The 25,463-nt window shown below is 37.8% G+C and carries 26 protein-coding genes; 7 read left to right on the top strand and 19 right to left on the bottom strand.

All coding sequences use genetic code 11. The features are described 5' to 3' along the window. Positions 1-162 precede the first annotated feature (162 nt). Positions 163-1,596: a 4-hydroxyphenylacetate 3-monooxygenase, oxygenase component gene (hpaB, locus tag BIV60_RS09000; protein ID WP_071355391.1), complete on the top strand. Its 1,434-nt coding sequence runs from the start codon at positions 163-165 to the stop codon at positions 1,594-1,596. Between the two features lie 68 nt (positions 1,597-1,664). Here hpaB and BIV60_RS08995 read toward each other — a convergent pair whose 3' ends face one another. The 4 genes from BIV60_RS08995 to BIV60_RS08980 all read right to left on the bottom strand — a co-directional run bounded on the left by BIV60_RS08995 (position 1,665) and on the right by BIV60_RS08980 (position 5,090). Then, a complete protein-coding gene (locus BIV60_RS08995; protein ID WP_071355390.1) occupies positions 1,665-1,865 on the bottom strand; it encodes a cold-shock protein in 201 nt (66 codons plus the stop codon). A gap of 116 nt (positions 1,866-1,981) precedes the next feature. Next, positions 1,982-2,731, bottom strand: coding sequence for a Cof-type HAD-IIB family hydrolase (locus tag BIV60_RS08990; RefSeq protein WP_071355389.1), 750 nt, complete (start codon positions 2,729-2,731; stop codon positions 1,982-1,984). Between the two features lie 239 nt (positions 2,732-2,970). Beyond that, on the bottom strand, positions 2,971-4,686 hold the full coding sequence (locus BIV60_RS08985) for an ABC transporter ATP-binding protein (RefSeq protein WP_071355388.1): 1,716 nt from the start codon (positions 4,684-4,686) through the stop codon (positions 2,971-2,973). Between the two features lie 98 nt (positions 4,687-4,784). Further along, positions 4,785-5,090, bottom strand: a complete 306-nt coding sequence (locus BIV60_RS08980; protein WP_071355387.1) for a heme biosynthesis protein HemY — start codon at positions 5,088-5,090, stop codon at positions 4,785-4,787. Positions 5,091-5,455: 365 nt separating this feature from the next. Between BIV60_RS08980 and qoxA the strand changes: the two genes are divergently transcribed. The 4 genes from qoxA to qoxD are packed head-to-tail and all read left to right on the top strand — an operon-like array spanning position 5,456 to position 9,340. After that, the gene (qoxA, locus tag BIV60_RS08975; RefSeq protein WP_071355386.1) at positions 5,456-6,478 is read left to right on the top strand and encodes a cytochrome aa3 quinol oxidase subunit II; all 1,023 of its coding nucleotides are present in this window, start codon (positions 5,456-5,458) and stop codon (positions 6,476-6,478) included. Beyond that, complete coding sequence (gene qoxB / locus BIV60_RS08970; RefSeq protein ID WP_071355385.1) at positions 6,468-8,447, top strand: cytochrome aa3 quinol oxidase subunit I; 1,980 nt, start codon at positions 6,468-6,470, stop codon at positions 8,445-8,447. The genes qoxA and qoxB overlap by 11 nt, the downstream gene beginning before the upstream one ends. Continuing rightward, positions 8,437-9,042: a cytochrome aa3 quinol oxidase subunit III gene (gene qoxC, locus BIV60_RS08965; RefSeq protein WP_071355384.1), complete on the top strand. Its 606-nt coding sequence runs from the start codon at positions 8,437-8,439 to the stop codon at positions 9,040-9,042. Before qoxB ends, qoxC begins: the two co-directional genes overlap by 11 nt. A 1-nt stretch (position 9,043) precedes the next feature. Beyond that, entirely contained in the window at positions 9,044-9,340 is a 297-nt protein-coding gene (gene qoxD / locus BIV60_RS08960; protein ID WP_071355383.1) for a cytochrome aa3 quinol oxidase subunit IV, read from the top strand. Positions 9,341-9,377: 37 nt separating this feature from the next. On the opposite strand, the gene pssA (BIV60_RS08955) is transcribed toward qoxD, so the two are convergent. Then, positions 9,378-9,869 carry a CDP-diacylglycerol--serine O-phosphatidyltransferase gene (gene pssA, locus BIV60_RS08955; RefSeq protein ID WP_071355382.1) on the bottom strand — a complete coding sequence of 164 codons (492 nt, stop codon included), beginning with the start codon at positions 9,867-9,869 and terminating at the stop codon, positions 9,378-9,380. Positions 9,870-10,043: 174 nt separating this feature from the next. Between pssA (BIV60_RS08955) and BIV60_RS08950 the strand changes: the two genes are divergently transcribed. Next, entirely contained in the window at positions 10,044-10,817 is a 774-nt protein-coding gene (locus BIV60_RS08950; protein ID WP_177177253.1) for a HipA family kinase, read from the top strand. Positions 10,818-10,876: 59 nt separating this feature from the next. Here BIV60_RS08950 and pssA (BIV60_RS08945) read toward each other — a convergent pair whose 3' ends face one another. From pssA (BIV60_RS08945) to BIV60_RS08890, 12 genes are all read right to left on the bottom strand, one after another. Continuing rightward, positions 10,877-11,578, bottom strand: coding sequence for a CDP-diacylglycerol--serine O-phosphatidyltransferase (gene pssA / locus BIV60_RS08945; RefSeq protein WP_083402170.1), 702 nt, complete (start codon positions 11,576-11,578; stop codon positions 10,877-10,879). Positions 11,579-11,599: 21 nt separating this feature from the next. After that, the gene (locus tag BIV60_RS08940; RefSeq protein WP_071355380.1) at positions 11,600-12,262 is read right to left on the bottom strand and encodes a phosphatase PAP2 family protein; all 663 of its coding nucleotides are present in this window, start codon (positions 12,260-12,262) and stop codon (positions 11,600-11,602) included. A 65-nt stretch (positions 12,263-12,327) separates the two neighbouring features. After that, the gene (locus tag BIV60_RS08935) at positions 12,328-12,753 is read right to left on the bottom strand and encodes a GtrA family protein (protein ID WP_071355379.1); all 426 of its coding nucleotides are present in this window, start codon (positions 12,751-12,753) and stop codon (positions 12,328-12,330) included. A gap of 8 nt (positions 12,754-12,761) precedes the next feature. Continuing rightward, positions 12,762-13,754 carry a glycosyltransferase family 2 protein gene (locus BIV60_RS08930; RefSeq protein ID WP_071355378.1) on the bottom strand — a complete coding sequence of 331 codons (993 nt, stop codon included), beginning with the start codon at positions 13,752-13,754 and terminating at the stop codon, positions 12,762-12,764. A 21-nt stretch (positions 13,755-13,775) separates the two neighbouring features. Then, positions 13,776-15,458, bottom strand: a complete 1,683-nt coding sequence (locus BIV60_RS08925; RefSeq protein ID WP_141770432.1) for a DUF6044 family protein — start codon at positions 15,456-15,458, stop codon at positions 13,776-13,778. A gap of 66 nt (positions 15,459-15,524) precedes the next feature. Then, on the bottom strand, positions 15,525-16,712 hold the full coding sequence (locus tag BIV60_RS08920; RefSeq protein ID WP_071355376.1) for an MGDG synthase family glycosyltransferase: 1,188 nt from the start codon (positions 16,710-16,712) through the stop codon (positions 15,525-15,527). A 32-nt stretch (positions 16,713-16,744) separates the two neighbouring features. Then, the gene (locus tag BIV60_RS08915) at positions 16,745-17,350 is read right to left on the bottom strand and encodes an undecaprenyl-diphosphatase (protein ID WP_071355375.1); all 606 of its coding nucleotides are present in this window, start codon (positions 17,348-17,350) and stop codon (positions 16,745-16,747) included. 257 nt (positions 17,351-17,607) lie between these two features. Beyond that, entirely contained in the window at positions 17,608-18,294 is a 687-nt protein-coding gene (locus BIV60_RS08910) for a response regulator transcription factor (protein WP_071355374.1), read from the bottom strand. Continuing rightward, positions 18,266-19,747 carry a sensor histidine kinase gene (locus BIV60_RS08905; RefSeq protein WP_071355373.1) on the bottom strand — a complete coding sequence of 494 codons (1,482 nt, stop codon included), beginning with the start codon at positions 19,745-19,747 and terminating at the stop codon, positions 18,266-18,268. The genes BIV60_RS08910 and BIV60_RS08905 overlap by 29 nt, the downstream gene beginning before the upstream one ends. Positions 19,748-19,768: 21 nt before the next feature. Then, positions 19,769-20,503, bottom strand: a complete 735-nt coding sequence (locus BIV60_RS08900; protein ID WP_071355372.1) for an ABC transporter permease — start codon at positions 20,501-20,503, stop codon at positions 19,769-19,771. Then, positions 20,503-21,228 carry an ABC transporter ATP-binding protein gene (locus tag BIV60_RS08895; RefSeq protein WP_071355371.1) on the bottom strand — a complete coding sequence of 242 codons (726 nt, stop codon included), beginning with the start codon at positions 21,226-21,228 and terminating at the stop codon, positions 20,503-20,505. Before BIV60_RS08895 ends, BIV60_RS08900 begins: the two co-directional genes overlap by 1 nt. 88 nt (positions 21,229-21,316) lie before the next feature. Further along, complete coding sequence (locus BIV60_RS08890) at positions 21,317-22,210, bottom strand: hypothetical protein (protein ID WP_071355370.1); 894 nt, start codon at positions 22,208-22,210, stop codon at positions 21,317-21,319. A gap of 158 nt (positions 22,211-22,368) precedes the next feature. Here BIV60_RS08890 and BIV60_RS08885 point away from each other — a divergent pair, with 158 nt between their 5' ends. Beyond that, the gene (locus tag BIV60_RS08885; RefSeq protein ID WP_071355369.1) at positions 22,369-22,794 is read left to right on the top strand and encodes an EamA family transporter; all 426 of its coding nucleotides are present in this window, start codon (positions 22,369-22,371) and stop codon (positions 22,792-22,794) included. Between the two features lie 44 nt (positions 22,795-22,838). On the opposite strand, the gene BIV60_RS08880 is transcribed toward BIV60_RS08885, so the two are convergent. Together BIV60_RS08880 and BIV60_RS08875 are read right to left on the bottom strand one after the other, a co-directional pair. Beyond that, on the bottom strand, positions 22,839-23,606 hold the full coding sequence (locus BIV60_RS08880; protein WP_071355368.1) for a TerC family protein: 768 nt from the start codon (positions 23,604-23,606) through the stop codon (positions 22,839-22,841). A 310-nt stretch (positions 23,607-23,916) separates the two neighbouring features. Beyond that, positions 23,917-25,449 (bottom strand): carboxypeptidase M32, encoded by a 1,533-nt coding sequence (locus BIV60_RS08875; RefSeq protein ID WP_371261516.1) that lies wholly within the window; start codon positions 25,447-25,449, stop codon positions 23,917-23,919. Positions 25,450-25,463: the final 14 nt, after the last annotated feature.

Raw genomic sequence — 25,463 nt, 5'->3', positions numbered from 1 at the left:
GTGTTAAAACAATTTGGCCCATTATTAAATTTACAAGCTGTTATTCCTTTTCTTTAAAATTAATGTTTTAAATTTTTTCATATTTGAAAAGTAGACAGATGTACAAACCATTTTAAACTTCAAACATTAACTGTAATAAGACTGACAAGAAGGTGTCGAGTTATGCCAGCAATATCAGGAAAAGAGTATATTAATAGAATCGATCAGAATCATGCGGAAATTTGGATTGAAGGAAAAAGTGTGAGTGGCAAAATTTCTGAGCATCCAGCATTTGCAGGAGTCATGAATAGCCAGGCTAAATTATTTGACCAACAACTTACCATGGACACTATGACCTATTCATCCCCTACGAGTGGAAATCAGGTTGGAGTTTCCTTCCTTGAACCGAAAACTAAAGAGGATTTGGCGCTAAGGAGAGAAATGATTCAAACCTGGGCAAGAACAAGTGCCGGAATGCTGGGACGTTCACCGGATTATATGAATACATCAGTGATGGCTTTTGCCGCGGCTTCTGCTATCTTCACAGACAGTGCCAAGCCATTTGGGCATAACATGCGAAATTTATATGAAATTGCACGCGAAAGAGATTTAACCTTTACCCATACGTTTATCAATCCGCAGGTCAATCGGTCTCAAACCTACTCAGAGGATTCTTCAACCGCAATTTCAGCTAAAACCATTAAGCATAATGTGGATGGGATATTTATCAAAGGGGCACGTCTTTTGGCAACGCAAGGCGGGATCACGGATGAAATTCTCGTCTTTCCAACCCATGCTGCTGCAATCAACAAGGATTTTGCCTATGCTTTCTCCGTTCCAAGCAACACGAAAGGACTTAAATTCCTTTGCCGCGAATCTTTTCGTTATACGGATAGTCATTTTGACCATCCTCTTGGTTCGCGATTTGATGAAATCGATACGATTGTTGTATTTGATGATGTATTTGTGCCATGGGAACGTGTTTTCTGTTATCAAAATCCCGAGGCCTCTTATAAAATCTTTGCCGAAAGCAGCTTTTATCCGTTGACAAGCCATCAAGTAATGGCACGAAGGGTCGTTAAAACTGAATTTATTTTAGGCGTTGCCGAAATGCTGGTAGATACGATTAATGTCGGTGAATACCAGCATATTCAGGAGAAAATTTGTGAAATGATTGTCGGATTGGAAACTATTAAGGCTTTACTGCTTGCATCTGAAATGAATGCAAAAATCGATCGATGGGGAACAATGGCGCCCGATTTTACTTCATTAAGTACGGCAATTATCAGTTATTCACGCCTTTATCCGAGGCTTTGTGAAATTTTGCAGCAAATTGGTGCGAGCGGCCTCGTATCGATTCCGGGTGAAGCAGATTTTTCATCTGAAATTAAGCCGGACCTTGACCAATATTTACAAGCTACTAATGCAGATGCACAGACCCGCGTAAAACTTTTTCGTTTGGCTTGGGATATTAGCATGAGTTCCTTTGGAACAAGGCAGTCCCTATACGAAAGGTACTTTTTCGGTGACCCAGTCAGAATGGCGAGTAATATCTATCATACCTATAAACGTGACAATGCCATCGACTTCGTAAAAAAGTTTTTAGATCATAAATAACTCCAGTTTCATGGGTTTTTTCCATAAAAAAACAAACCCCTGTATTGGGGTTTGTTTCATGTTGCCATTTATTGTTTTTGGACATTAACAGCTTGTGGTCCACGTTGGCCATTTTCGATGTCAAAGGTCACCTCTTGACCTTCTTCTAATGTTTTGTACCCTTCCCCCTGGATTGCAGAAAAGTGAACAAATACATCTTCTCCGCCTTCACGCTCAATAAAGCCAAAGCCTTTTTCACCGTTAAACCATTTTACTTTACCATGTTCCATTTCTTTTGTAGCCTCCTAGCATTTTAGCCAATACATGTTTTCGCAAAAATATATTTGCGAGAATAGCTTTTCCCAAAAATAAACATTTTAAACCAAAATCTCCTTGATTATTTAATTTATTTTTCCAAAACCCATTTACGAATGGCTTTGGCTACACCATCTTCATTATTCGTTGCAGTAATCCAATCAGCCGTTTCTTTAACGGTTTCTTGTGCATTGCCCATCGCAATCCCAAGGCCAGCCTCTTGAATCATCGCTAAATCATTTAAACTATCCCCGCAGGCCATGACAGTTTCCATAGCAATTCCAAGGCGTTCACAAACGACTTTAAGTCCTTTAGCCTTATTAATTCCAATTGGGTTGACTTCAATATTTTTAAGAGTGGAATTACTGAGTTCAAATTCGCCTTTTGCTTTAAGCTCCTTCATAATCGTTTCACGGATTTCATCGTCATCAATATCAAATCCGAATTTTAACCATTCAAAGCCAAGAATATCCTCCGGCATATCATTAAACCAATTTTTAGTGGTACTAATGGCCCAAAACTTTGTTTTATGCTGTTTTGAAAGCTCCCACATCCATTGGATTAAATCTGAATTCACCAAATTTCTTTCCACGAGTTCACGCTTGTCATCCCAAATCTCACTTCCGTTTACAGTGACTAAAAAAGAAGTGAGTTCAAGGGAATCAGCATGTTCCTTACATGTTCGTAAGGAACGACCCGTACTAAGGACAACGAAGATCCCCTTTTCCTGTGCTTCCTTTATTGCCAGACGGTTCCCTTCAGAAACTTCTCCCTTGTCGTTTAAAAGAGTACCGTCCATATCGAGTGCAATTAGTTTGATATCATTTGATTTATTAACCATGTAATGTTCTATACCCCTTTCCAACTTTACTGCTTTAGATTAACATCTTTTCAAGGTGTTTTTCAAAAATTGGAATTCTTTTCTTTAATCATGGTTCGATTATGGTTTAACAAAACCTTCGTCGGTCGCGTAGAGCATTCCTATACTACTTAAGACATAAAATCCCCCCTCTCCTATCTCAATTAAATCACCCCTATTAAAAAAAGAGCCTCAAAATAAATTCGAGACCCTCAAATAACCTATTGTTGATATTGAACCCGATGTAAATTAGCAAAAATTCCGCCTTGTTCAATCAATTCATCATGTCTTCCTTCTTCTGCAATTCCATCTTCGGTTACGACAATGATTCTGTCCGCATTTCGAATTGTCGTTAGTCGGTGGGCGATAATTAATGTTGTTCGATTTTTCGCGAGCTCTGTTAATGCCTGTTGGATAACTAATTCTGTTTCCGTATCCAATGCAGAGGTCGCTTCATCCAAGATTAAGATTGGCGGATTTTTCAAAAACATCCGGGCAATCGCAATCCGTTGTTTTTGTCCTCCGGAAAGCTTCAGCCCCCTCTCACCAATTTGCGTTTCATAACCATCTGGGAGAGAGGAAATAAATTTTTCAAGATGGGCACGACACGCTGCATCAACAATCTCATCCTCTGTTGCATCTCTTTTCCCATATGCAATATTTTCACGTAAGGTTCCGGTGAAGAGAAACACATCCTGCTGGACAATCCCAATTTGCGAACGTAATGACTGTTTTGTTATATTGCGAATATCCAAACCATCAATCGAGATGCTGCCCTGATTGATATCATAAAACCGCGGGATTAAAGAACAAATCGTCGTTTTGCCAGCCCCAGAAGGACCAACAAAAGCAACAGTCTCCCCCGCTTGTATGTTCAAATGAATATTCTCAAGTACCGCTTTATTCGTATCATAACTAAATGAAACATCGTTAAATATAATATTCCCCTTCAATGAAGCAACATCAATCGCACGCTCTGTATCTTTTACCCCAGGCTCAGAATCAATCAATTCAATAAAACGCTTAAATCCTGCCATGCCTTTTGGATAGAGCTCCATGATGGCACTTATTTTATCAATCGGCTTAAATAGAATATTAACGTATAGAACAAATCCAACAAATTCTCCGTAAGAAAGCTGTTTAGTAAAACTTAACCACGCCCCGTATACAAGGACAATGAGGGTAATAAGACGTGTCATCATATAAATTCCTGCGTTGCTGTAGGACATAACCAGATAACCGCCAAGTTTAGCGTTGCGGAACTGTTTATTATTCGTTTTAAATCTTGCTATCTCATAATCTTCATTTGTAAACGATTGGACAACACGACTCCCCGATACACTGTCTTCTACCCGTGCATTGACATCCGCAATATTGCTGTACATTTGGTCCCAGGCCTTATTCATTTTGAGATTGCAAATGACAATAAGGAAGATGAGGAACGGAATAATAATAATCGTTGCCAGAGCAAGCTTCACATTGATGGTCAACATAATCCAGAAAGCCCCGATAAAGGTCATCAGCGCAATAAATGCGTCTTCCGGTCCATGATGGGCAAGTTCACCAAGATCAAATAAATCATTAGTAATTCGACTCATAATGTGTCCGGTTTTCGTATTGTCAAAAAAAACAAAGGATTGTTTTTGCACATGTTCGAACAGCTCTTGTCTCATATCGGTTTCGATGTTGATTCCAAGCTTATGCCCCCAGTAGTTCACAACAAATTGCAGGAGAGTACTGAGAAAATAAAGCATTAACAAGCCGAAACTGACCGAAACAATCGCAGTCCAATCCCTGCCTGGAAGCAATTCATCAATAAACCATTGAACAGCAAGCGGAAAAGCAAGCTCCAAAACTGCAACGACGACTGCGCTGCAAAAATCAAGGATAAATAACCGTTTATGTGGCATGTAATAAGAGAAAAAACGTTTAATCATAGCATTCTCCTTTAAATAGGAATACTAGAATTATATTAAAAAATTGTGAATTTTTTCAAGAAAAAAGACGCCTGAAAATGAATTCAAGCGCCTACTCTTTAATGGTGGTGATGATGGTCTCCCTTTGATGGATTAGTGATCAGCCATTCTTCTTTTGGTAGGTGGAAAAATTGAATCCAGACACCGTCCAAATATTCATCACCTTTTTCAAGAATAAAATCAATATCCTTATCTGTTTTCACAACCTCATCATTTGAAGTCGGAGTATCCAGCTTTAATTCATAATGGGCATGATCCCCATGCATATGGGTCACATATACACGAAACATTTTCCCTAGCGCTTCCTCTTTCTCCAACATTTTTTTCAAAGCTTTTGCTGCATTTCGATTAATTTTGACTTTCATTTTTTATCTCCTATTCTAATCAATTTGTAATTATTATCTCATTTATTGACAAGAATAGACAATTTTCTAACACGAATTACGTACGATTCCACTCCTTTTTCCTTTCGGGTTCAAAAATATTAACAAATTTGTCACAAATATTTTCAAAAACGTATATAAACATCACAGACATCTTGCTAAGATGGTGCTAAGAAGAATTGTTCTAATTAAATCAAATAATTACAGTTTCGGTCAGGATTCCATAAAATGACTAGAAAGTTTAGGATAATAAAAGATTTCTATGGTTAAGTCTGTCCGACATTGTGAATAAAATCACATAATTATTTGTGAAAAAATGAACAAAATTACTGAAGGGAGCGTAAAAAATGTTTAAGAAGGGCTTTATTATCCCCCTATTAGCTTTTTTACCAGTTTTATTTTTAAGCGGCTGTGAGCCAAACATGGTTGTTTTTCAACCTAAAGGTCCGGCTGCAAGAGAAATTTTAGGCTTGATTAACTGGTCACTTATTTTCATGGCACTTGTTGTAATTGTTGTTATTGGTTTATTTATATTTATTGTGTGGAAATATCGCGCTACCGATAAAAATAAAGATTACGAGCCGCCAGAAGAACATGGCAGTACCAAATTGGAAATTACTTGGACTGTCATCCCGATTTTGATTGTCATTGCTTTAACAATTCCTACTGTAAAATCGATTTACAATCTTGAAAAAGTTCCAAAAGGCTATGAAAATAAAAAGCCGATCACGATCAATGTTACATCTGCAGATTGGAAATGGATCTTCAGTTATCCTGAGCAAGGAATTGAAACAGTGAACTATCTGAACGTCCCAGTTGGTACGCCAATTAAATTTAACCTTACCTCTGCAGGTACGATGAACTCTTTTTGGATCCCTGCTTTAGGCGGCCAAAAATATACGATGGCAGGAATGGAAACCAAACTTAACCTTGTTGCTGATCAGCCTGGTGAATATATCGGGAAAAACACAAACTTTAATGGAAAAGGCTATGCTGAAATGGAATTTACGGTGGAAGCACAATCTCCGCAAAAGTTTGAAAAATGGGTTAAGGATGTAAAGAGTAATGCACCAAAATTAACTGAAAAGAAATATGTAGACCTTTTAAAACCATCGAATCTTGGTCGTGAAACTTTCTCAAATACGCACTTAGCCTTTGTTGATCACGGTGACATGAATTCGAAAATTTACACATTCCCTGAATTGTACAGAAACCACGACTATCCAGGGAAAATTTTCAAACAGCCTGATAATCACGGAATGCACATGGAGGGTCAGGCAGAATCAAAATCAATGGATATGAAAGACATGGACATGAAGGGCATGGACATGAGTGGAAATTCCAATGGAGGTGACCATAGTGGGCATTAAGTGGGATAGGTTTTTTATTACTGGAGACCCTCTAATCTTAGGTTCGCAAATTGCGATTCTATTAACCATGATTGGTATTGTTGTAGGTGTAACCTATTTTAAAAAGTGGAAATACTTGTGGAATGAATGGTTCACAACTGTTGATCATAAACGAATCGGGATTATGTATATCCTGGTTGGGGTATTAATGTTTTTCCGCGGCGGAATTGACGGATTATTAATGAAAGCCCAAACCGCAACACCGAACGAAAAGATCTTAGATGCACAGCATTATAATGAGATTTTTACAACACACGGTGTCATTATGATTTTATTTATGGCGATGCCTTTCTTAATCGGTTTAATGAACGTGGTTGTTCCATTGCAAATTGGCGCACGTGACGTTGCTTATCCGCAACTGAATGCATTAAGTTTCTGGTTAACCTTTGTCGGAGCAATGTTGTTTAATATTTCGTTTGTCATCGGCGGTTCTCCTGATGCAGGTTGGACAGCATACTTCCCTCTTGCCGGAAAAGAATTCACTCCGGGAATCGGAAATAACTTTTACGCCGTCGCCATCCAGATTGCCGGGATTGGTACATTGATGACGGGAATCAACTTTATCGTAACCATTTTAAAAATGAGAGCACCTGGCATGACGCTGATGAAAATGCCAATGTTTACATGGACTTCCTTTATCGCATCTGTGATTATCTGGGCATCGTTCCCTATTTTCACTGTTGCACTTGCCTTAATGACATTTGACCGGATTTTCGGTACGCACTTCTTTACCGTTGGAGGAGACGGGAACCCGATGATGTGGGCAAACCTGTTCTGGTTATGGGGACACCCGGAAGTATATATCGTTGTTCTTCCAGCCTTCGGTATGTTCTCTGAGGTTATTGCAACTTTCTCACGCAAAATGCTCTATGGGTATAAATCAATGGTCTTCTCGATTGTTGGAATTGCTTTATTAAGTATGCTTGTATGGGTCCACCACTTCTTTACAATGGGTGCAGGACCTGCCGTTAACTCAATCTTTTCGATTACAACGATGATGATTGCTATCCCTACCGGGGTTAAAATGTTTAACTGGCTGTTTACGATGCGAAAAGGACGCATTCAATTTACAACCGCAATGCTTTGGGCATTAGCGTTCATCCCTTGCTTCCTAATCGGCGGTGTAACCGGGGTCATGCTGGCAATGGGTGCAGCAGATTATCAGTATCACAATACTCTGTTCCTAGTAGCCCACTTCCACTATGTGTTAATTCCGGGTGTGGTATTCGCGGTATTCGCCGGACTTTACTACTGGTGGCCAAAAATGTTCGGTCATATGCTGAACGAAAAACTTGGAAAACTTCATTTCTGGTTCTTTACAATTGGTTTTAACGTAACTTTCATGCCAATGTTCTTCCTTGGCTTAGATGGTGCAGTCAGACGTTCTTATACGTATTCTGCCGAAACAGGCTTCGGACCTTTGATGCTTGTTTCTGCGATCGGTGCGGTAATTCTAGCGATTGGCTTTGGTTTCTTATGCTATAACATTTATTGGAGCGCAAGATATGCGGATCGCAATATTTCCAGCGATCCATGGGATGCACGTACACTTGAATGGGCAACATCTTCCCCTGTTCAATTCTATAATTTTGCGAAAGTACCTGAAGTGAAATCCATTGATGCATTCTGGTACATGAAAAAGCACAATGAAGGTTTGGAGTTGAAAGAAGAAGAATTGGAAGAGATTCATATGCCAAACAATTCCGGTCTTCCTATTATTACTTCAGTCGTTATTGGTACTGCAGGATTCTTCCTCATCTTTGAATGGAAAATTGCTGCACTTGTAACATTGTTAGGCATCTTTGCCTGCTTGATTGCACGGTCTTTCGATTACAAGGATGGCTTCCATATTCCTGTAGATGAAATTAAAAAGACCGAAAAAGCATGGAGAGATCTCCAAAAAGGAGTGAAGAAAAATCATGTCAGCTAATGTGAATACAGCTTTGCCTCTTGAATATCAAACAGAACAAAGCCGGATGAATATTTTTGGTTTCTGGATTTTCTTAGGTGCTGAAATCATTCTGTTTGCAACCCTCTTTGCAACCTATGCTGTTGTAGACCACCGCTATGCCGGTGGCCCTACCCAGCACGAACTTTTCGAAATTAAAGGAGTTATGATTGAAACCATCCTTCTTTTAACGAGTAGTTTTACATGTGGATTAGCTATTTATGAAATGCATAAAGGAAATAAAAAAGGGTTATTAACCTGGATGATTATTACCCTTTTACTTGGCGCAGGCTTTGTAGGAATGGAAATTGTCGAATTTATCGCCTATGTTCATGAAGGTGCGACGATGCAAACAAGTGCATTCCTTTCAGGATTCTTTGTCCTCCTAGGAACTCACGGATTACACGTCAGTATGGGAATTGGCTGGGCAACCATGGTATTGATTCAAATTGCGAAAAAAGGATTAACTCCAGTAACAGCTCGCAAGGCGTTTATTATCGGTCTTTACTGGCACTTCCTTGATGTTGTTTGGATTTTTATCTTCACATTTGTGTATTTAAAAGGGATGGTGGCTTAGGATGGAGAAACATTCACATGGTACACCACTAACACAAGTTTTGGGATTTGTTTTTTCACTGGTTTTAACATTTGCTGCATTGTTTGTTGCCTTAAAAACAGGATTATCATTTAATGCGATTATGTGGATTATCGGCACACTTGCTGTCATCCAAGCGGGTCTTCAGCTGTTTATGTTTATGCATTTAAGAGATGGTGAAGACAGTGCCGCACAAACCATTAACGTCATTTATGGTGTTTTTATCGCCGTCGTTACTGTAGCCGGCTCCATTTGGGTTATGTCGTTCGGTGGTATGTAAATTATAAAAAATCCTAGTCTACCAAGACTAGGATTTTTTATAATTTTTTCACTTTAATTGGACTTACCATTAGAATTGCCAATAAGATAGTAATCCATGGGTTAGTATAGGTAAACAACCCCATTCCAGCTAATGGCAAGCCTGCTGCAGGAATTGGAAGTCCCTTAAAATAGCCAATGGTAGGTTTTACACTAAACCTTGCTAACCGTAATGCCCCCATGGTTGGAAAAAGAATAAATGCTAAAGAAGTTAAAATCGATGGTGCTGCAATCGAATGAAAAATAAGGGCTGGAGCCACTCCAAAGCTAACAATGTCCGCTAATGAATCCAATACTACCCCAAGCTCGCTATTCACCTTTAATTTTCTTGCAACCCGTCCATCAAAAAGGTCTAATAAAGCTGAAAGAAATATAAAAATCGAGGCAATTCCAATATAACCGCTCATATTAAAAGTAATAGAAAAAACACCACATAATAAGTTTCCAATCGTAAATAAATTGGGTACGGCCTTAACAAGATGATGAACCAAATCCCCTCCCCCTTTCCATTAAACATTTCTCCTCTTTTGTAGCTTTTTCTTTCTATTTCGCCATTATTCGCTTTGAATTGTGAAAATTTCTTTCCATTATTTTATAATCAACCAGTCCCATAGAGGGGATTGGACATATAATGTGATATGAAGGAAAAGGGAGGCAATTTCATCTTGAATCGAATATATCCGGTTCACTACTATGGAAGGTTCCAGGAGGGATTTTCCAAGCCGCAGCTATTTAAAATGAGTAACGGCAAGGATTATCTTGTGAAATTCAAGAACAACCCCCAAGGAACAAGAGTTCTTGTAAATGACTGGGTTGTCGGACAACTGGCACAGTTATTAGAACTTCCAGTAGTACCATTTGAGCTGATTTATTTTTCCACATCTGATTTCAAAAAATTCCCTAAATTATACCAATACGGTTTTAAACCAGGGCATCAATTTGCCAGTCATTTTCTTAAAGATTGTACGGGGCTTTGGGAACCACTAAGTAATAAAACAATTGTCAATATTGATTCATTACCGGGAATGATTGTATTCGACTATTGGGTAAACAACAATGATCGAGATACGGGAAATGTGCTGTTAGAAAAACTTTCGGATAATACATGTTATCTTCATTTAATTGATCACGGATTATGTTTCCCAGGTCATGGAAATCAAAAAGAAAAATTACAATATGTACCTATGAACTTGCTAAATCAATCGGCGCATACATGGTCAGTTACGAAAATAGAGGACCCCGATTCCTTAAAGCAATTCACAGAGAAAGTTCTTTCACTTCCCTCAGAGCAAATACTTTCTATCATTAACTCTATTCCAGACGACTGGGACATGTCTTCATCAGAAAAAAAAGCCTTATTCAAATACCTCACTTCTGCCAAAAAGGCACTTCCCATTCTAATAGTGGAATTTATCAAGGAATATTTTTCCGATGTTTAATTAAGTTAGGCGTAACAAAAGAAGTACATTTCTAATGAAACGTACTTCTCTTTTTGGTGCTACTTTTTTGGATTTCTTCGCTTGCTTCTTACTAATTGATAGCTAATAAACGCTACATATAGTGGAATAGCTACGTAAATAAAATAAGGAAAGCGATGCTGTTCTTTTTTAAAGACAATGTAAATCGCGTAGCCAAGAAATAAGGTGATAATAATTCCGTATTTCGGTAAGGGAATATCCTTTAAACTAGGAATTTTTATTGTACTTACCATTAAATAACAAATGACAAAAAAGGCAATTGGCAGAATAATGGACGGCATTTTTCCATGAAACAAAGTTAGAAGAGTTAATAGCCCGCCACCTGCCGTAATGGGAACCCCAGTAAAGTGACTCAATGATGATTTGACAGCATTAATATTGAATCGGGCTAAGCGGTAGGCACCGAATAATGGAAACAGGCCGGAAATCGCCATCCCGACGATCCCAAAACCTGAAAAATAAGAATAATAGGCCATCATTGCCGGTGCAACTCCAAACGTTACAATATCCGCCAATGAATCCAATTCCTTTCCAAGTTCACTCTCAACATTTAGCATCCGGGCAATCCGCCCATCCATGCTATCAAGCATCATCCCAATGAGAATGAGAATGGCCGCATTTTTATAATCACCATTTGCAGAATACATGACAGATAAAAATCCAAAAAATAAATTTAAAAGCGTAAAAAGGTTAGGTATACCGTTTTTTATAATATGTATCACTCCAATTTTTCAAAAAACATCTTATTCATTATGTATATGCATCCTATTAAAACTTTTTTCTTTATAAAATTGAAAAAACCAAATAGCTGCAGCCAGCCAAAACCCGCTCGCGAAATATCCACCAATAATATCACTTGGATAATGTACCCCTAAATAAATCCTGCTTATGCCAATCGCCAGAATCATGAAACAACTGATTATGATCAGAATAGTTCTGCCCATCCTTGAGGAGATATGACGCCAAAGTAAGAACGCAATGATTCCGTAAAGTGCAAATGTGCTCATAGCGTGACCGCTGGGAAAACTATACCCGCTAATCTCAATCAAACGGTGCAGGTTTGGCCTGGCACGATGAAAAAAATGCTTTAAAAGACCATTTAAAATTCCTGCTCCGGCTATAACACTCACAAAAAGAATTAGTTCCAAACGATGATGCAACACTTTGTAGAGAAAAAATAAAAGGAACAAAGATAGAATGATAACCACTTTAGTTGAACCAATATAGGTAAAGAACTTCATAACCTTAGTAAGGACAGGTGTTTCGAGTCCTTGAACGGCCGAAATGATAGTGCTATCAAAATGACGAATTTTCTCATCACTAACCAGAATTGAAATAATCCCAAAGCCAATTACACTCATCAAGCTAATGATAAAAGCAACCAATAAGTATTTTTTAATGTCCATAAAGCATGACTCCTTTTGATTGAAAAAAGAGGTCCTACTCGAACCTCCCCGTTTCTTCGCTTCGATCATGATTTTGTTTCGACTGCAACACCTTTTTTTGAATACACGAATAGCTTTTGCCCCAAATAATTAAGCACAGTATACAGTCCAGTCCCAACAAGGACCGCCATATCGGTTGTTATTTTTCCACTAAAGAAATGATTCGAATAAAGAACGGCTGAAACTAAATTTTTTGCTAAATCATAAGAAATAAAATAACAACACAAAATAACAATGATAAAACGGATGGCGCTTTTTGAAACGGTGTTATTACTTTTAAATGTAAAACTTCTATTTAAAAAGAAACTTACAACCGCTCCAACTGAATTACCGATGAAGGTGGATATCCAATAGGACAAATGGAATGCATGTAGGAGAAGGTACATGACTGATAACCCGACAATCGTATTCAAAACCCCTACCATAATAAAACGAATAAAGGAATATTTCATACCTGCTCCTAATGACCAATGGCTTCGTTTATTTGCTTCTTAGTTTGAGTAGCAGAGAAGCTGTCTTTTTCAATTGCATACCTTGGTCGTTTTTTTACTTCAAAGTATATTTTGCCAATATATTCACCAATAATACCTAATCCCATTAGCTGCAGACCTCCCACAAACCAAATGGAGATGACCAGTGATGTCCAGCCGGAAACGGTATGGCCCAAAAAGTCTTGAATCAGAGCGTAGGCTCCTGCAACGATACTAAAAAACATTGCTAAAAAACCAATAAAGGTTACAAAGCGGATAGGAGTTACGCTAAAGGAAGAAATGCCATCGAATGCAAAAGCAAGCATTTTTTTTAATGGATATTTTGACTCCCCCGCAAACCTTTCCTTACGATCATAGTATACCTTTGTAGAGGAGAATCCGACAAGTGGAACTAAACCGCGCAAAAAGAGGTTCGTCTCTTTGAATTTGAATAATTCTTCAAGTGCCCGCTTACTCATTAGTCGAAAATCGGCATGGTTGGGAACTAAGTTAATACCCAATCGCCCCATAAGACGATAGTAACCAACAGCAGTGGTTCTTTTAAAAATGGTATCCGTTTCCCTGCTGTCTCTCACTCCATATACAATATCGTACCCTTCCCAATACTTTTCGACAAATGTTTGAATTACATCAATGTCGTCCTGTAAATCAGCATCAATCGAGATGATACAATCGGATTGCTTTGCAGCTGTCTCTAGTCCAGCCATTAATGCATTTTGATGTCCGACATTTTTGGCCAGCTTTAACCCTTTAACAAAGGAATTATGTTCTCCTTCACTTTCAATTAACTCCCATGTCCGGTCCCTGCTGCCATCATCCACAAACAATAATTTACTTTCACTAGAAATAAGTTTGTCAGCAATTATTGCTTCCAATACATGCGACAATTGGCTAGCTGTTTCTTTAAAGACATCTTCTTCATTATAACAAGGAACGACTATGGTTAAAATTGGTTGGTTCATAATTAATACTCCTTAAACCAATTATTTTACTTCATAAAGATAAATTTTCCAAGCTGAATCTTTTTGGTTAAATGCCTTTTTAAATTCCAGGTGGTTTTCTTTGGCATTTAGAATCGGAACAGCGGAGAAGATATATTTTCCCCCCATGCTTTTCAGGACCTTTGTATTAAGCTCAAGATGATGAATTTTCACCTTTGAATCCTTTTTAAAATCATATTTCTTCCCTAATTCTGAAACAAAAATATAACATCTTCCGCCCCAATGGTCGAAATAGGATTTTAATGTTGGATTTTTATCCAATTCTTTTGCAATAATTTTTCGAAACCGATGCTTATAAGCTAATGGATAAAAGTTATTATACGTATCCAGCGTATAGAAACCATTGTATTGAGCAATATCCGGATGGATCCCGATACTGACAACACGGTAGCTGTTTTGTGGCTTATCAATGTATTTTTTAATATCAGAAAATTGAGCAGTTGCATAAAATTGTTTAAAGGTAGGCGTCCCTGCTTCCCGATAATATATTTCATTATTTGCACTAAAAACCACCAAGAGCTGAGCTGCCAAACATAATTTCACGATGAGTTTCCAGTGTTTCCCCCTTTTCCATAAAATCAAAGCTCCAACAGCAAACATCATGTAAATTATCAATGGCCTTAAAAAATGAAAACGCGAAAAATTAAAGGTATTTAAAAAGGAAACTCTTTCTTTTATCGGTCCCCATCCTTTGTAAAACCAAAAAGCATACCAGACAGATAAGACAAAATTCAAAATAAATAAGTAAATGAATTTTTTTTCCAATTGCCCTTTTGATTTACTGGTAATAGCCCAAAGAACTAAAAATGAAAGCGGAACAATCACAAAAGTATGCAGTGTCATTACATGTGTATGTCCATAAAAATAATTATTAAAAATTAAACGAATCGTACTCCAGAAGCCATTGGTCGATTCAAAAAATTCATTCCGGTTTGTCGGTGCCTCAGGGAAAATTAACGAATAAACCAGGCGGTATTCGAGTAGTAAATACGTAAGAGTCATGGCAATAATACTGCTAAAGAATACCCAATTGACCTTCTTCTTAACTACTACATCTCGAATCCAAAGGAGCCCAATTGCTGTTAGAAAAAAGAAAAATCCAAGCACAAAACTTGAATAAAAAGGGAGCAGAATAAGCGTGATCCACTCCTTATAGGAGTAATTTCTTTCTCTTATATTTAAGAAAGCCCAAAGTGCAAGCGGCATGCCGAGGGTGCTCAGCATTCCCGAAGGCCAGAACGGTGTTAAGGCAAATGCCAATGAAACATATATGCGGATAATATAAGTCTCTTCCGTCTTTACAAAGTGCCTTTTTAATAAAAGGTACATACCCAAAAACGCAAAAATTCTCGTGATTGCCTGACTGATTGAATAGGCAAGCATCGATGGAAATAAATTATGCAACCACTGAATCCCGCTAAATTCTGTTCCAAATGCATTTCTTGGTAAGCCATTTATGATTTGCGGAATAACGGAATTTATTCCGCCAAACATTTGTCCGCTTTCCTTCAAAACTTTATACCAAGAAATATTCGAATCCAAATTATCATGAACCCGAATATGTGAATTTTCCCCTAGTATAAATAAGGGTGATAAATATAGAACAAGCAAAAATGCTGCAAAAGTTAAATGATTTCTTTCTTTACACCAAGTTGTCCAAAACATTTTCATTAATTCACCGGTTTGTCATCACATTGTCTATTTGAGTGATATTCCTTTCTATTTTTCTGATTACATACTTTTCTGCAACGCTAAGCGTCGAATAGAGTAATGTTCGTTTTTACAGCGTTCAATGGTTTGCACAATGGCTGCAACCGCATCAATGGTTGATGTTTTTGATTGAAATTGTCTTGATTTTTGTTTCATAAAATCGAGTGGACTTTGATTCTTCACGATAATCTGTAATTTATTTATTAAATCTTCATCACTCTTTGCTAAAATGGCCATACCCGCTTCAACTAAGTATTGGGCATTGTCTTCTTCCTGACCAGGAAGCGGTTTGTATAGACATAACGGAAGCTCCATCGCCATTGCTTCAGTAATTGTAACGCCGCCAGGTTTTGAAATCATCAAATCAGAGATGGCCATTAGCTCATGGACCTTTTCGCAGTACCCCATAATGAGAAATTTATGTTTAGGTGCAAGATTTGCTTCCTCTAATTGTTTCCGCAATCTATGGTTACGTCCGCAGATAACAATGATCTGAATGGATTCTTGGAGATTATCCAAAGCATGAAAGGTTGACAAGCCTTTCCCGATAAACCCGTCCCCTCCCCCCATTATAAGTAATGTAAATTTATTATCACTCAAACCGTATTTTTTTGCTAATTTTTTACGATGATGAATTTGATTAAATTTTTGTCGAATCGGTATCCCTGTATTAGTAATTTTATTCCCTGGTACACCGTTAACTATAAGTCTGTCCCTCACTTGTTTCGATCCAACCACATATTGGTCGGTAAACGGGTGAATCCAATAGGAATGGTCCGTATAATCCGTAATGATAGTAACAGCAGGAATAGTAACGTAGCCTTGCTCCTTAAGATTCGACATTAACCCTGCGGCAAACGGGTAGGTGCTGACGACAACAGCTGGATTCGTTTTCTCTATTATTTCAAGCAATGCCTTCATTCCCATTGATAATAGTGCATTCAATTTTACTGAAAACGAACTTTTTACACGGGTTTTCCTATAGAAAAAACGATATAGTTGGGGAAACTTTTTAATGCTTTGCTTATAGACATAATGGCTGATTGGGTATAAATAGGGATGCATCCATTGCATTACATCTACGATGACTGGTTCTGCATTTGGCAGAGCCTTTTCTATTGCTTCGCCAACCGCATTTGCAACCTGTTTATGTCCATCACCAAACGTGGCCGATAGAATGAGAATTTTATCTTTATCTCTTCTTTTCATATTCTAACAGCTCCTTCTATGGAATTAGGAAACTATTTTTCATTTTTAATGAAATTTTTATTAATGACCTTACTCTCAACCTTTTCATATAGATGGATTAAAAACTGAATAAGTTCATTAAATTTCCCCCAGTTTACTGCAAGAAAATGCACTACAATAGCTGTAGTTGCACCAATTACCATACCGGAAATCACATCTAATGGATAATGAACTCCTGTCCAAACGCGCGATACCGCAATTCCCGCTGCTAAAATCAGCCAAATCCAGCCAACTCGCTTTCTCCATAGCCATATCGAAGTAGCAATCACAAATGCAGCTGTGGAATGGTCACTTGGAAAGGATGCATTTTTCGCATGAGAAATCAACATAATGACATGATGGGCAACAAACGGCCGGGCACGATAGTAAACATCACCAATAATCATGTTGATCACTAGTGCAAAACAGGCTGCAATACAGGCCGAAACAACCATTATACGATTTTGATTTTTATGAAAAAACCAATAAAAAAGAATCCCTGCAAAAAATAAATACTCTGCCTTTTCGGCTAGAAAGATCATTATTGGATTCATAAATTTGTCGGTTATGGCAAAATGGTTGACCCATTGAAAAGCTGTATAATCTAAATGTGATAACATCTTCATTCTCCACCTTTACATCAATCTCTTAAAACATTCCTAAGATTAATTTACCAAATCTAAACTCGGGTGATTGTGTAAAAAACAATTTTTCCCATAGATAAGAATAGACCACCAGCCTAAATTTTTTATGAAGCGATTATTAAATATTTATTAAATCTGCTATTAACAAAAAAAATAAAGGCAATTCTTCATCTGCCTTTATTTTAATGACCAATTGAAATATGATTTGCTTTTAAACATGATATTTCTATTTCTTAGCCTTTAAATCGGTACCCAGCTCCCCAAACCGTTTCGATATATTGGGGATTGGACGGGTCTGCTTCTATTTTCTCACGAATTTTTCGAATATGGACCGTAACAGTTGAAATTTCTCCTAAGGAATCATAGCCCCAAAGTTTATCAAATAACTGATCTTTGCTAAAGACATGATTTGGATGCATTGCTAAAAAAGAAAGCACATCAAATTCTTTCGCCGTTAAAATTACCTCATGAGTATTAACAAAAACCTGCCTTGAGGCCTGTTCAATGCGAAGCCCTCTTACCATCAAGACATCCTTGTGCGTTTCCTTGCCGATTAAGCGGTCATAGCGAGCAAGATGAGCTTTTACTCTTGCCACTAATTCACTGGGGCTGAAGGGTTTCACAATATAATCATCTGCTCCCAATCCAAACCCGCGGATTTTGTCAATATCCTCTTTTTTAGCGGATACCATTAAGATGGGGATATTTTTTTCAGCGCGAATCGTTTTGCAAATTTGAAAGCCATCAACACCCGGAAGCATTAAATCTAATAGTATTAAATCATGTTCTTCCGCCAATGCCTTTGTGACCCCTTCATTTCCTGTAAAGGCCATATCAACTATAAATCCTTCAATCTCTAAGTAGTCCCTTTCCAATTCGGCGATACTTTTTTCATCCTCGATGATTAAAATCTTTTTCATTATGTCCACCTACTTTATTTAGCAAAATAAAGATCGAAGTACCCTGTCCCTTTTTACTCTCAGCCCATATTTTTCCATGGTGTTCTTCAATAATTCTTTTCGCAATGGAAAGCCCAAGACCACTGCCGCCTTTTTCCGTTCCTCTTGCTAAGTCAGCCCGGTAAAAACGTTCAAAGATATAGGGAAGGTTTTCTTCACTGATACCTGGCCCATTATCCTTCATCATAAGGAGAATACTAGAATTCATGGTTGAAAGCTGAAAACAAAGCTTTTTATCGGGTTTATCAATATATTTCAATGAATTATCGACAATATTTGTGATGACACGCTTGAGATGCTCGCGATCCCCTCTAATTAAATAGTCGTCATTATTTTCAATTGTTAGATTAATTCCAACTTTCATTTCCTCCAAATCAAACCTCAGTTCCTCAACAAAATCTCTTAAATAATGATCAAAGGAAATTTGTTCAAAATGAAACGGAAGCCTTTGTAAATCTAATTTTGAATAAAGAAAAAGTTCATCTATCATATGATCTAAATCGATTGATTTTGAATAAATCGTTTGAATATACCGGTCAATTTTTTCCGGGCTGTTGGCAACCCCATCACGAATTCCTTCGACGTACCCTTTAATCGTTGTAATCGGCGTTTTCAAATCATGGGAAATATTCGCAATTAGCTCCTTTCGGTTTGCTTCATAGGCTTGTTGTTTTTCAATCGATTCTTTTAAGCGGGCGCGCATTTCCTCGAAGCCTTGGGCAAGCTGGCCTAATTCGTCCTTTGACATCGGTTCAATCGCTTCGTTGAGGTTTCCTTCTTTCATATTTTGTGCCGCTTTTTGCAGTTCACGTATCGGTCGAATGATGCTTCGTGAGACAAAATAAGTGAGTAATCCATTGGTCACGACTAAGATTACAATTAAACCGATAAATAAAATAGGAAATGATGAGCGGACAAATTTTGCAAAGCTGCTTGCATCCGTCACTATAAATAAGGAACCCTCTGAATGATCCTTGAAAAGTAAATCAATTTTTTTAATAGAAATAAATTGATGATCAATTTGCTGAATCGGATCAACTTCACCTGTTATACCGAAAGGCGGCAGGTCATCTGTATCCAATCCTTTTAGAAAATTAGCGCGATAAAGGATATGATGCCCTCTTTTTACGACCAATCCAGCACCTGATTGGCTTAACTGGTTATTCACTTCATTTAAATACTTTTGATTTTCAAATACCTCAGGACTTGTTAGTGATTTGCGCTGAAGCTCAATTACTAACTGATCTTTTTTCGATAAATGTTCGGCATGCTCACGTGGTAAGTAGATGTTTTTAAGCTCCTTAATATCCCCTCTAAATAATAGTGCCACTAATAATGCGGATACAACAACAAAAAATATCGGCACAAGGATCATCGCAAGATAGGATATTAAAAGTCTCAAACGAATCGACATCTATTCCAACTACTTTCTGATTTAAAATTCTTTTCTGCTGAACTTAGCATAGCCGAATGTAAAAAATAATGCACTAAATGCAAGTAGAAATATCGTTCTTCCCAATACAATCACAGTTATCCCACTCGTAATCCAGCGTTGATACCAGTCATAATCATATGAAGGCAGCCACTGGCCAATGGTTGGGAAAAGATACGTGACAACAAACATAACTAGATAAAGCAGGATTGAGAATAATAATGTTTTGCTGCTTGATCCAAACCACTGGGCAAGAAAAATGATTAAAGCGGACATGGCCATAAGTGGAATCCACGAAAGTAAAAATGCTGAAATTCCTATAATCAGTCCATGGAACGTGAAGTTTTCTAGCCAAATCGCTCCCGTTAAAAGGGAGGATAAACAAACGATTAGTAAAAGAAAGAATAAATAAATGCCTGTGCAAATGATTTTTGACGAAAAAAGCTTCCATCTTGATATCGGACGAACAAGTAAAAACGATGCTGTCTTCGCTTCTTGTTCACCAGAGAACATATCGCTGATCGCAAGCGCCAACAACAATGGCAAATAAAAGGATACGGCCAAATTTAAAATGACAAGAGGAAAGCTTTCACCGTCAAAAGCCGTAAACCCAAAGCGGTTTTGCAGCAATTGCACTAGAGGACCTGCGGCTAATGGAAATAAGGCAGAAAGAACAAAAAGAAAAATGGTCGAACGTTTTCGCAGCAATTTACTCCACTCATTTTTTAAGTTTACCATTATACTTCTGCCTCCTTCCTTTTACGGATATATTCCAAATAATAAGTTTCAAAATTTTGTCCTTCAGCCAATTCATCCTTTGAGACGATTGCGTTAATCCTACCATTTGACAGTATCGCAATCCGATCGCATAAACGCTCTACTTCATCAATGAGATGTGTGGACAGAATGAACGTTACTCCCTCCTCACGGGCTAAGCGGCTGATTAGCTGTTGAAAATCATGTTTTCCTTCAATATCGAGTCCATTTGTCGGTTCATCTAAAATAACAAACGACGGCTTGGCAAGTAATGCCGCGGCAAGATATAATCGCTGGCGCATCCCTGTCGAAAAAGTTTTTAGTTTTTCAGCCTTGTGCTTAGACATCCCTACCCACTCAAGAACTTCGTCGATTCTGTCTTTTTGAAGTTCCGGATAAATCCTTGCGGCGAGCTCGAGGTTTTCATAGGCAGTTAAATAATCGAAGGCTTCCACACCGCTGATTAGTGTACCAACAGATTTCATAGCTTGTTCAAAATTGTCAGCAATATTGTGTCCATTAATGATGATTTTGCCTTGATCAGGATAGCTTAAAGCAACAATGCATTTCATTAATGTGGTTTTCCCTGCTCCATTTGGACCTAGTAAACCGAATACTTCGCCTTGTTTAATCTTAAAAGTAATATTTTCTATGCCGCGGCCATTTTTGTAGTGTTTTGTCACATTTTCAATTTCCAAAACATTCATTTCATATCACTTCCTTTTTTACAAAATAAAGAACACCTAGGCAGAGAATGTTCTCTGCCCTGGTCTCTATGTAGATCGTGGTGTAGTTTTAGTCTTCGTGACCATCGTGGTGTTCTTTTATTTGGACAACCTTTTTCCCTTTAAGATTGATTGTAGGGACTTTTGCCTGATTCAACTGATCAAGCTGGCTTGTAACAGTAAGAACTAAATCATGATGAGTTCCATTTACATCGTTACCTGACACATAAATGGTGGCTTCTTGACCTGTTAAATATTGATCATTATTGACTTTGCCTTTAAGCACAACACGTGTGACACTGATATTGTTTTTTAATTTAGGCAGTTGTGGTGTTAAATCTCCGAATTTAAGAGATGTAAATTCCTGTTTTTCTTTATGATTCTCTTGATGATCCATATTTTTCAAATAGAAGGATACAATTGCTTGAGCAACAGCAGGAACTTGTTCTTTGGAAAGATCAAATTGAAGCTCGGTTTTACCATTACCTAAATCGGAAGTAGTAATTTTATCTTGGTAATTTTTCGTTAATGCATCAAAAATGTTCTCAATATCTTTTTGCATCTGAGGTGAGAACTTTTCATCTTTTTCTTTTTTGTGTTCATGTTTATGATCTTTTTCTTGGCGCACATAGTACTTGTTATCCTTACTGGATTTGAGAATGGTACCGTTTTGACTTGAATAAAAATCAACGTTAGTTGTTTTTCCGCCTTTGGTAATTTGAACTGCACTGTGGCCTGATTCCGCCTTTAGGTTTTCCGCGTTAACGGAATCCACCTTATAAACGACTTTTCCATTGTCCTCCAGTGATGCTTGAACATGTGCGGTAAAGCTTTTAACATTTTGTGTTTTCTTCACGGCCGTTTTGAATAGATCATAGCCGGAAGAAGATGCTGACGCGGATAATACTCCACCTGCCATAAGCAAAGTACTAATCCCTGCAGCTGCAATGATTTTCTTTTTCATGGTTTTTCCTCCTTTATTTTTTTGGTGCATCTATATCATAAGCAAACAGGCTAAACATTTTATTAATCAATTATTAATTATTTCTTAAATCTGCCATTATAATAAAGGATTGATAATGAAATTAGGAACTGATTAGAAATTATGGAGGGTGATCAAGTATGTCCTGGCTTGTTTTTGCACTTTTATCTGCTGTTTCTGCTGCTTTTGTTTCGATCTTTGGGAAAATGGGCTTGCAAAATATTGATGCCAATACCGCTACCGCCATTCGGGCGATTGTGATGGCAGTCTTTTTAATGGGTGTGGTTGTGTTTGAGGGGAATATCAGTAAAATACCTGTCATTTTGCAGGATAAAAAGGCAATTTTATTTATCACTTTAAGTGGAATTGCGGGTGCGGCTTCATGGTTGTTTTATTTTTTTGCTTTAAAATTAGGGAAGGTTTCGCAGGTGGCTCCTGTTGATAAATTAAGTGTGGTTATCGCAACTTTGCTAGCGATTTTCATTTTTGGGGAAAAGCTTAGTTTGTTGAATGGGATAGGGGTTGCGTTGATCGCAGTAGGCGTTATTTTGACTGCGTTTCATTAAATAAAAAAGTAAAGGCAGCTTGCCTTTACTTTTTTAAGAATAAATTATGACGCCTTCGACTCTTTTTTCGTCGACTCCCTTGAAATGAACCATCCTCCTGCTGCTATCGCTATTAAAACAAGATAGAAGCTTATTTTCCATTCTGTTGAATGGGCAAATTCCTCATTCAGAATCGAAAGCGCTGGATGGGAAAGTGTATAAACAACTAGCTTCACTCCTACCCAACCAACAATCATAAAGGCCGCCATTTCAAGGCCAGGACGTTTCTCCAATAATTGTACAAACTTATTTGCAGCAAAACGCATGATAATCAAACCGAGGAAGCCACCGGCAAAAATCACCAAGAATTTACCGCCATCCAAACCGCCGATATCCGGAAGCTTTGTTTCAGGCAGAACAACCGCCATCGCCACCGCAGCAAGAATGGAATCAACCGCAAAAGCAAGATCAGCTAGTTCAACCTTTAACACCGTCATCCAAAATCCGCTCTTTTTTGGCTCTTTTGGCTTCTCTCCCGTTTTACTTTTAACAAGTTTTCGGAAAATATGATTTCCAGCCATGAACAACAAATAAATCGCCCCAATTGCTTGAACCTGCCATACATCCACAAGAAAAGAAATGACAAATAAGGAAGCAAATCGTAACATAAATGCACCCGCTAAACCGTAAAACAAAGCCCTCTTCCTTTGTTCTTCAGGAAGATGCCTCACCATGATTGCCAGAACAAGCGCATTATCTGCCGCCAAAAGACCTTCCAATGCCACAAGAATCAATAAAACCCATCCATACTCCAATAAAATTGAGAAATCCATCAAAACCATCCTTCTCTAAAGTTTTTAAATGTCCCCTTTTGCCATTTGAATATTACGATAGCCCAGCCTCCACAAGGATGTGAGCTAAAGCAATAAAAATAGGCCTTTACCCATCGGTAAAGGCCTACTCATACAAAAAGACCTTTACTTGTGAAAGTAAAGGTCTTGCTAACAACATCATCGTTGCCAATAAAGCCGGAGAAATAGGATTTCTCGAAATGACGACTTTATTGTACAGCTACTCCCCTTTAAAAAGGAAATATTTAATTACTATTATTATATATTTAGAATATCATTTTTGTCAAAAAAATTATAACCCATATACTTCTGAATATTTTTTCTCCAAATATTTTACTAAATAATCCGCATTTAATTCTTCGCCAGTCACCTTTTGAATTAATTCATTTGGAGTGTAAAGCTTACCATACTGATGAATATTTTCCTTTAACCAATTTTGAATATAGTCAAATCTTCCCTGTCCAATATGTTGATAGAAATCAGGTAGATCTTGTTCAATTTTTCTTAAAATCTGTGCCGCATACAAATTCCCAAGTGAATAGGAAGGGAAATAGCCGATTCCGCCAAATGACCAGTGGACATCTTGTAGAACTCCCTCAGTATCAGTACTAGGTGTAATTCCGAGATAGTCCTGCATTTTCTCATTCCAGATTGCCGGCAGGTCTTTCGCTTCAACTTCACCCGCCATCAAGGCTTTTTCAATTTCGTAACGAATCATAATATGCAAATTATAGGTTAACTCATCTGCTTCCACCCGGATAAAGGATGGTTGTACGGTATTTACAGCGCGGTAATATTCCTCAACTGTCACATTTTCAAGTGCTTCCGGAAACTGATTTTGAAGCTGCGGATAAAAATAATTCCAGAATTCTTTGCTGCGACCGACCATATTTTCCAAAAATCTTGATTGGGACTCGTGAATTCCAAAAGATGCCCCGCTTTGAAGAACTGACCCCTCAAACTCCGGATTGATATTTTGCTCATAAATTCCATGACCTGCTTCATGAATCGTGCCAAATAAGGCAGAACGGACATTATGCTCCAGGTAACGGGTGGTTAAACGGACATCTCCTGTATTGATTGTTTGCGCAAAAGGATGCACAGTCTCATCCAGACGGCCTGCTTCTAGATCAAAACCAATTAATGGTAAAATAAAGCGATTGAAGGCTTTTTGTTTTTCAATATCATATGATTGGTCAAAAATTTCTATTGGTGTCGGTCTTCCCGATTGTTGAATTTTTTCTAGTAAACTTACAGTTGATTCTCTTAATTTCGCAAACAATGGATCAAGTTTTTTCACCGTCAATCCCGGTTCAAACTCATCTAACATCGCATCGTATGGATGCTCTTCATAGCCATAAATTTCGGCGAACCTTCTTTTAAAACTTACAATTTTCTCAAGGTATGGAAGAAAATGATCAAAATCATTGGTTTCCCTCGCTTCTTCCCATGCGTCATTAGCTTGAGCAGTCAAAATTGAATATTCCTGAAAAAGGTCTGCCGGAATGCTTTTTGCCTTCAGATAATAATCTTTATATTCTCTTAGCTTTGCCTTTGTATCAGCGCCTAATAATGAAGCGTTTTCATTCCTATTTAAAACATCCAGTAATCGGCCCATCTCTTCAGAAACTGACAGTTTAAATACTTCCGTCCTTAATGTGCCGATGGCCTTTGCAAAGGAATTCCTTCCTTTCTTGGGTGCCATCACTTTTTGATCCCAGTCTGTTAACCCAATGATGCTTGAAAAATGTGAGATTTTCTCATCCAAAGCGTTAAATTCTTCTAAAGCCTTCTGAACAGTTGGATCAACCAGCTTATGTTCCAATATGTAGGACCCCC

The sequence above is a fragment of the Bacillus sp. MUM 116 genome, assembly GCF_001866655.1.
Lineage (GTDB): Bacteria > Bacillota > Bacilli > Bacillales > Cytobacillaceae > Neobacillus.
Note: the sequence above shows the minus strand (reverse complement) of the source record. Positions and strands in the feature narration are given on the sequence as shown.

Coding starts and splice junctions, on each gene's coding strand:
- hpaB (WP_071355391.1), top strand. CDS start 163: ATGCCAGCAATATCAGGAAAAGAGTATATTAATAGAATCGATCAGAAT.
- BIV60_RS08995 (WP_071355390.1), bottom strand. CDS start 1,865: ATGGAACATGGTAAAGTAAAATGGTTTAACGGTGAAAAAGGCTTTGGC.
- BIV60_RS08990 (WP_071355389.1), bottom strand. CDS start 2,731: ATGGTTAATAAATCAAATGATATCAAACTAATTGCACTCGATATGGAC.
- BIV60_RS08985 (WP_071355388.1), bottom strand. CDS start 4,686: ATGATTAAACGTTTTTTCTCTTATTACATGCCACATAAACGGTTATTT.
- BIV60_RS08980 (WP_071355387.1), bottom strand. CDS start 5,090: ATGAAAGTCAAAATTAATCGAAATGCAGCAAAAGCTTTGAAAAAAATG.
- qoxA (WP_071355386.1), top strand. CDS start 5,456: ATGTTTAAGAAGGGCTTTATTATCCCCCTATTAGCTTTTTTACCAGTT.
- qoxC (WP_071355384.1), top strand. CDS start 8,437: ATGTCAGCTAATGTGAATACAGCTTTGCCTCTTGAATATCAAACAGAA.
- qoxD (WP_071355383.1), top strand. CDS start 9,044: ATGGAGAAACATTCACATGGTACACCACTAACACAAGTTTTGGGATTT.
- BIV60_RS08940 (WP_071355380.1), bottom strand. CDS start 12,262: ATGGACATTAAAAAATACTTATTGGTTGCTTTTATCATTAGCTTGATG.
- BIV60_RS08935 (WP_071355379.1), bottom strand. CDS start 12,753: ATGAAATATTCCTTTATTCGTTTTATTATGGTAGGGGTTTTGAATACG.
- BIV60_RS08930 (WP_071355378.1), bottom strand. CDS start 13,754: ATGAACCAACCAATTTTAACCATAGTCGTTCCTTGTTATAATGAAGAA.
- BIV60_RS08925 (WP_141770432.1), bottom strand. CDS start 15,458: ATGTTTTGGACAACTTGGTGTAAAGAAAGAAATCATTTAACTTTTGCA.
- BIV60_RS08920 (WP_071355376.1), bottom strand. CDS start 16,712: ATGAAAAGAAGAGATAAAGATAAAATTCTCATTCTATCGGCCACGTTT.
- BIV60_RS08915 (WP_071355375.1), bottom strand. CDS start 17,350: ATGTTATCACATTTAGATTATACAGCTTTTCAATGGGTCAACCATTTT.
- BIV60_RS08910 (WP_071355374.1), bottom strand. CDS start 18,294: ATGAAAAAGATTTTAATCATCGAGGATGAAAAAAGTATCGCCGAATTG.
- BIV60_RS08905 (WP_071355373.1), bottom strand. CDS start 19,747: ATGTCGATTCGTTTGAGACTTTTAATATCCTATCTTGCGATGATCCTT.
- BIV60_RS08900 (WP_071355372.1), bottom strand. CDS start 20,503: ATGGTAAACTTAAAAAATGAGTGGAGTAAATTGCTGCGAAAACGTTCG.
- BIV60_RS08895 (WP_071355371.1), bottom strand. CDS start 21,228: ATGAATGTTTTGGAAATTGAAAATGTGACAAAACACTACAAAAATGGC.
- BIV60_RS08890 (WP_071355370.1), bottom strand. CDS start 22,210: ATGAAAAAGAAAATCATTGCAGCTGCAGGGATTAGTACTTTGCTTATG.
- BIV60_RS08885 (WP_071355369.1), top strand. CDS start 22,369: ATGTCCTGGCTTGTTTTTGCACTTTTATCTGCTGTTTCTGCTGCTTTT.
- BIV60_RS08880 (WP_071355368.1), bottom strand. CDS start 23,606: ATGGATTTCTCAATTTTATTGGAGTATGGATGGGTTTTATTGATTCTT.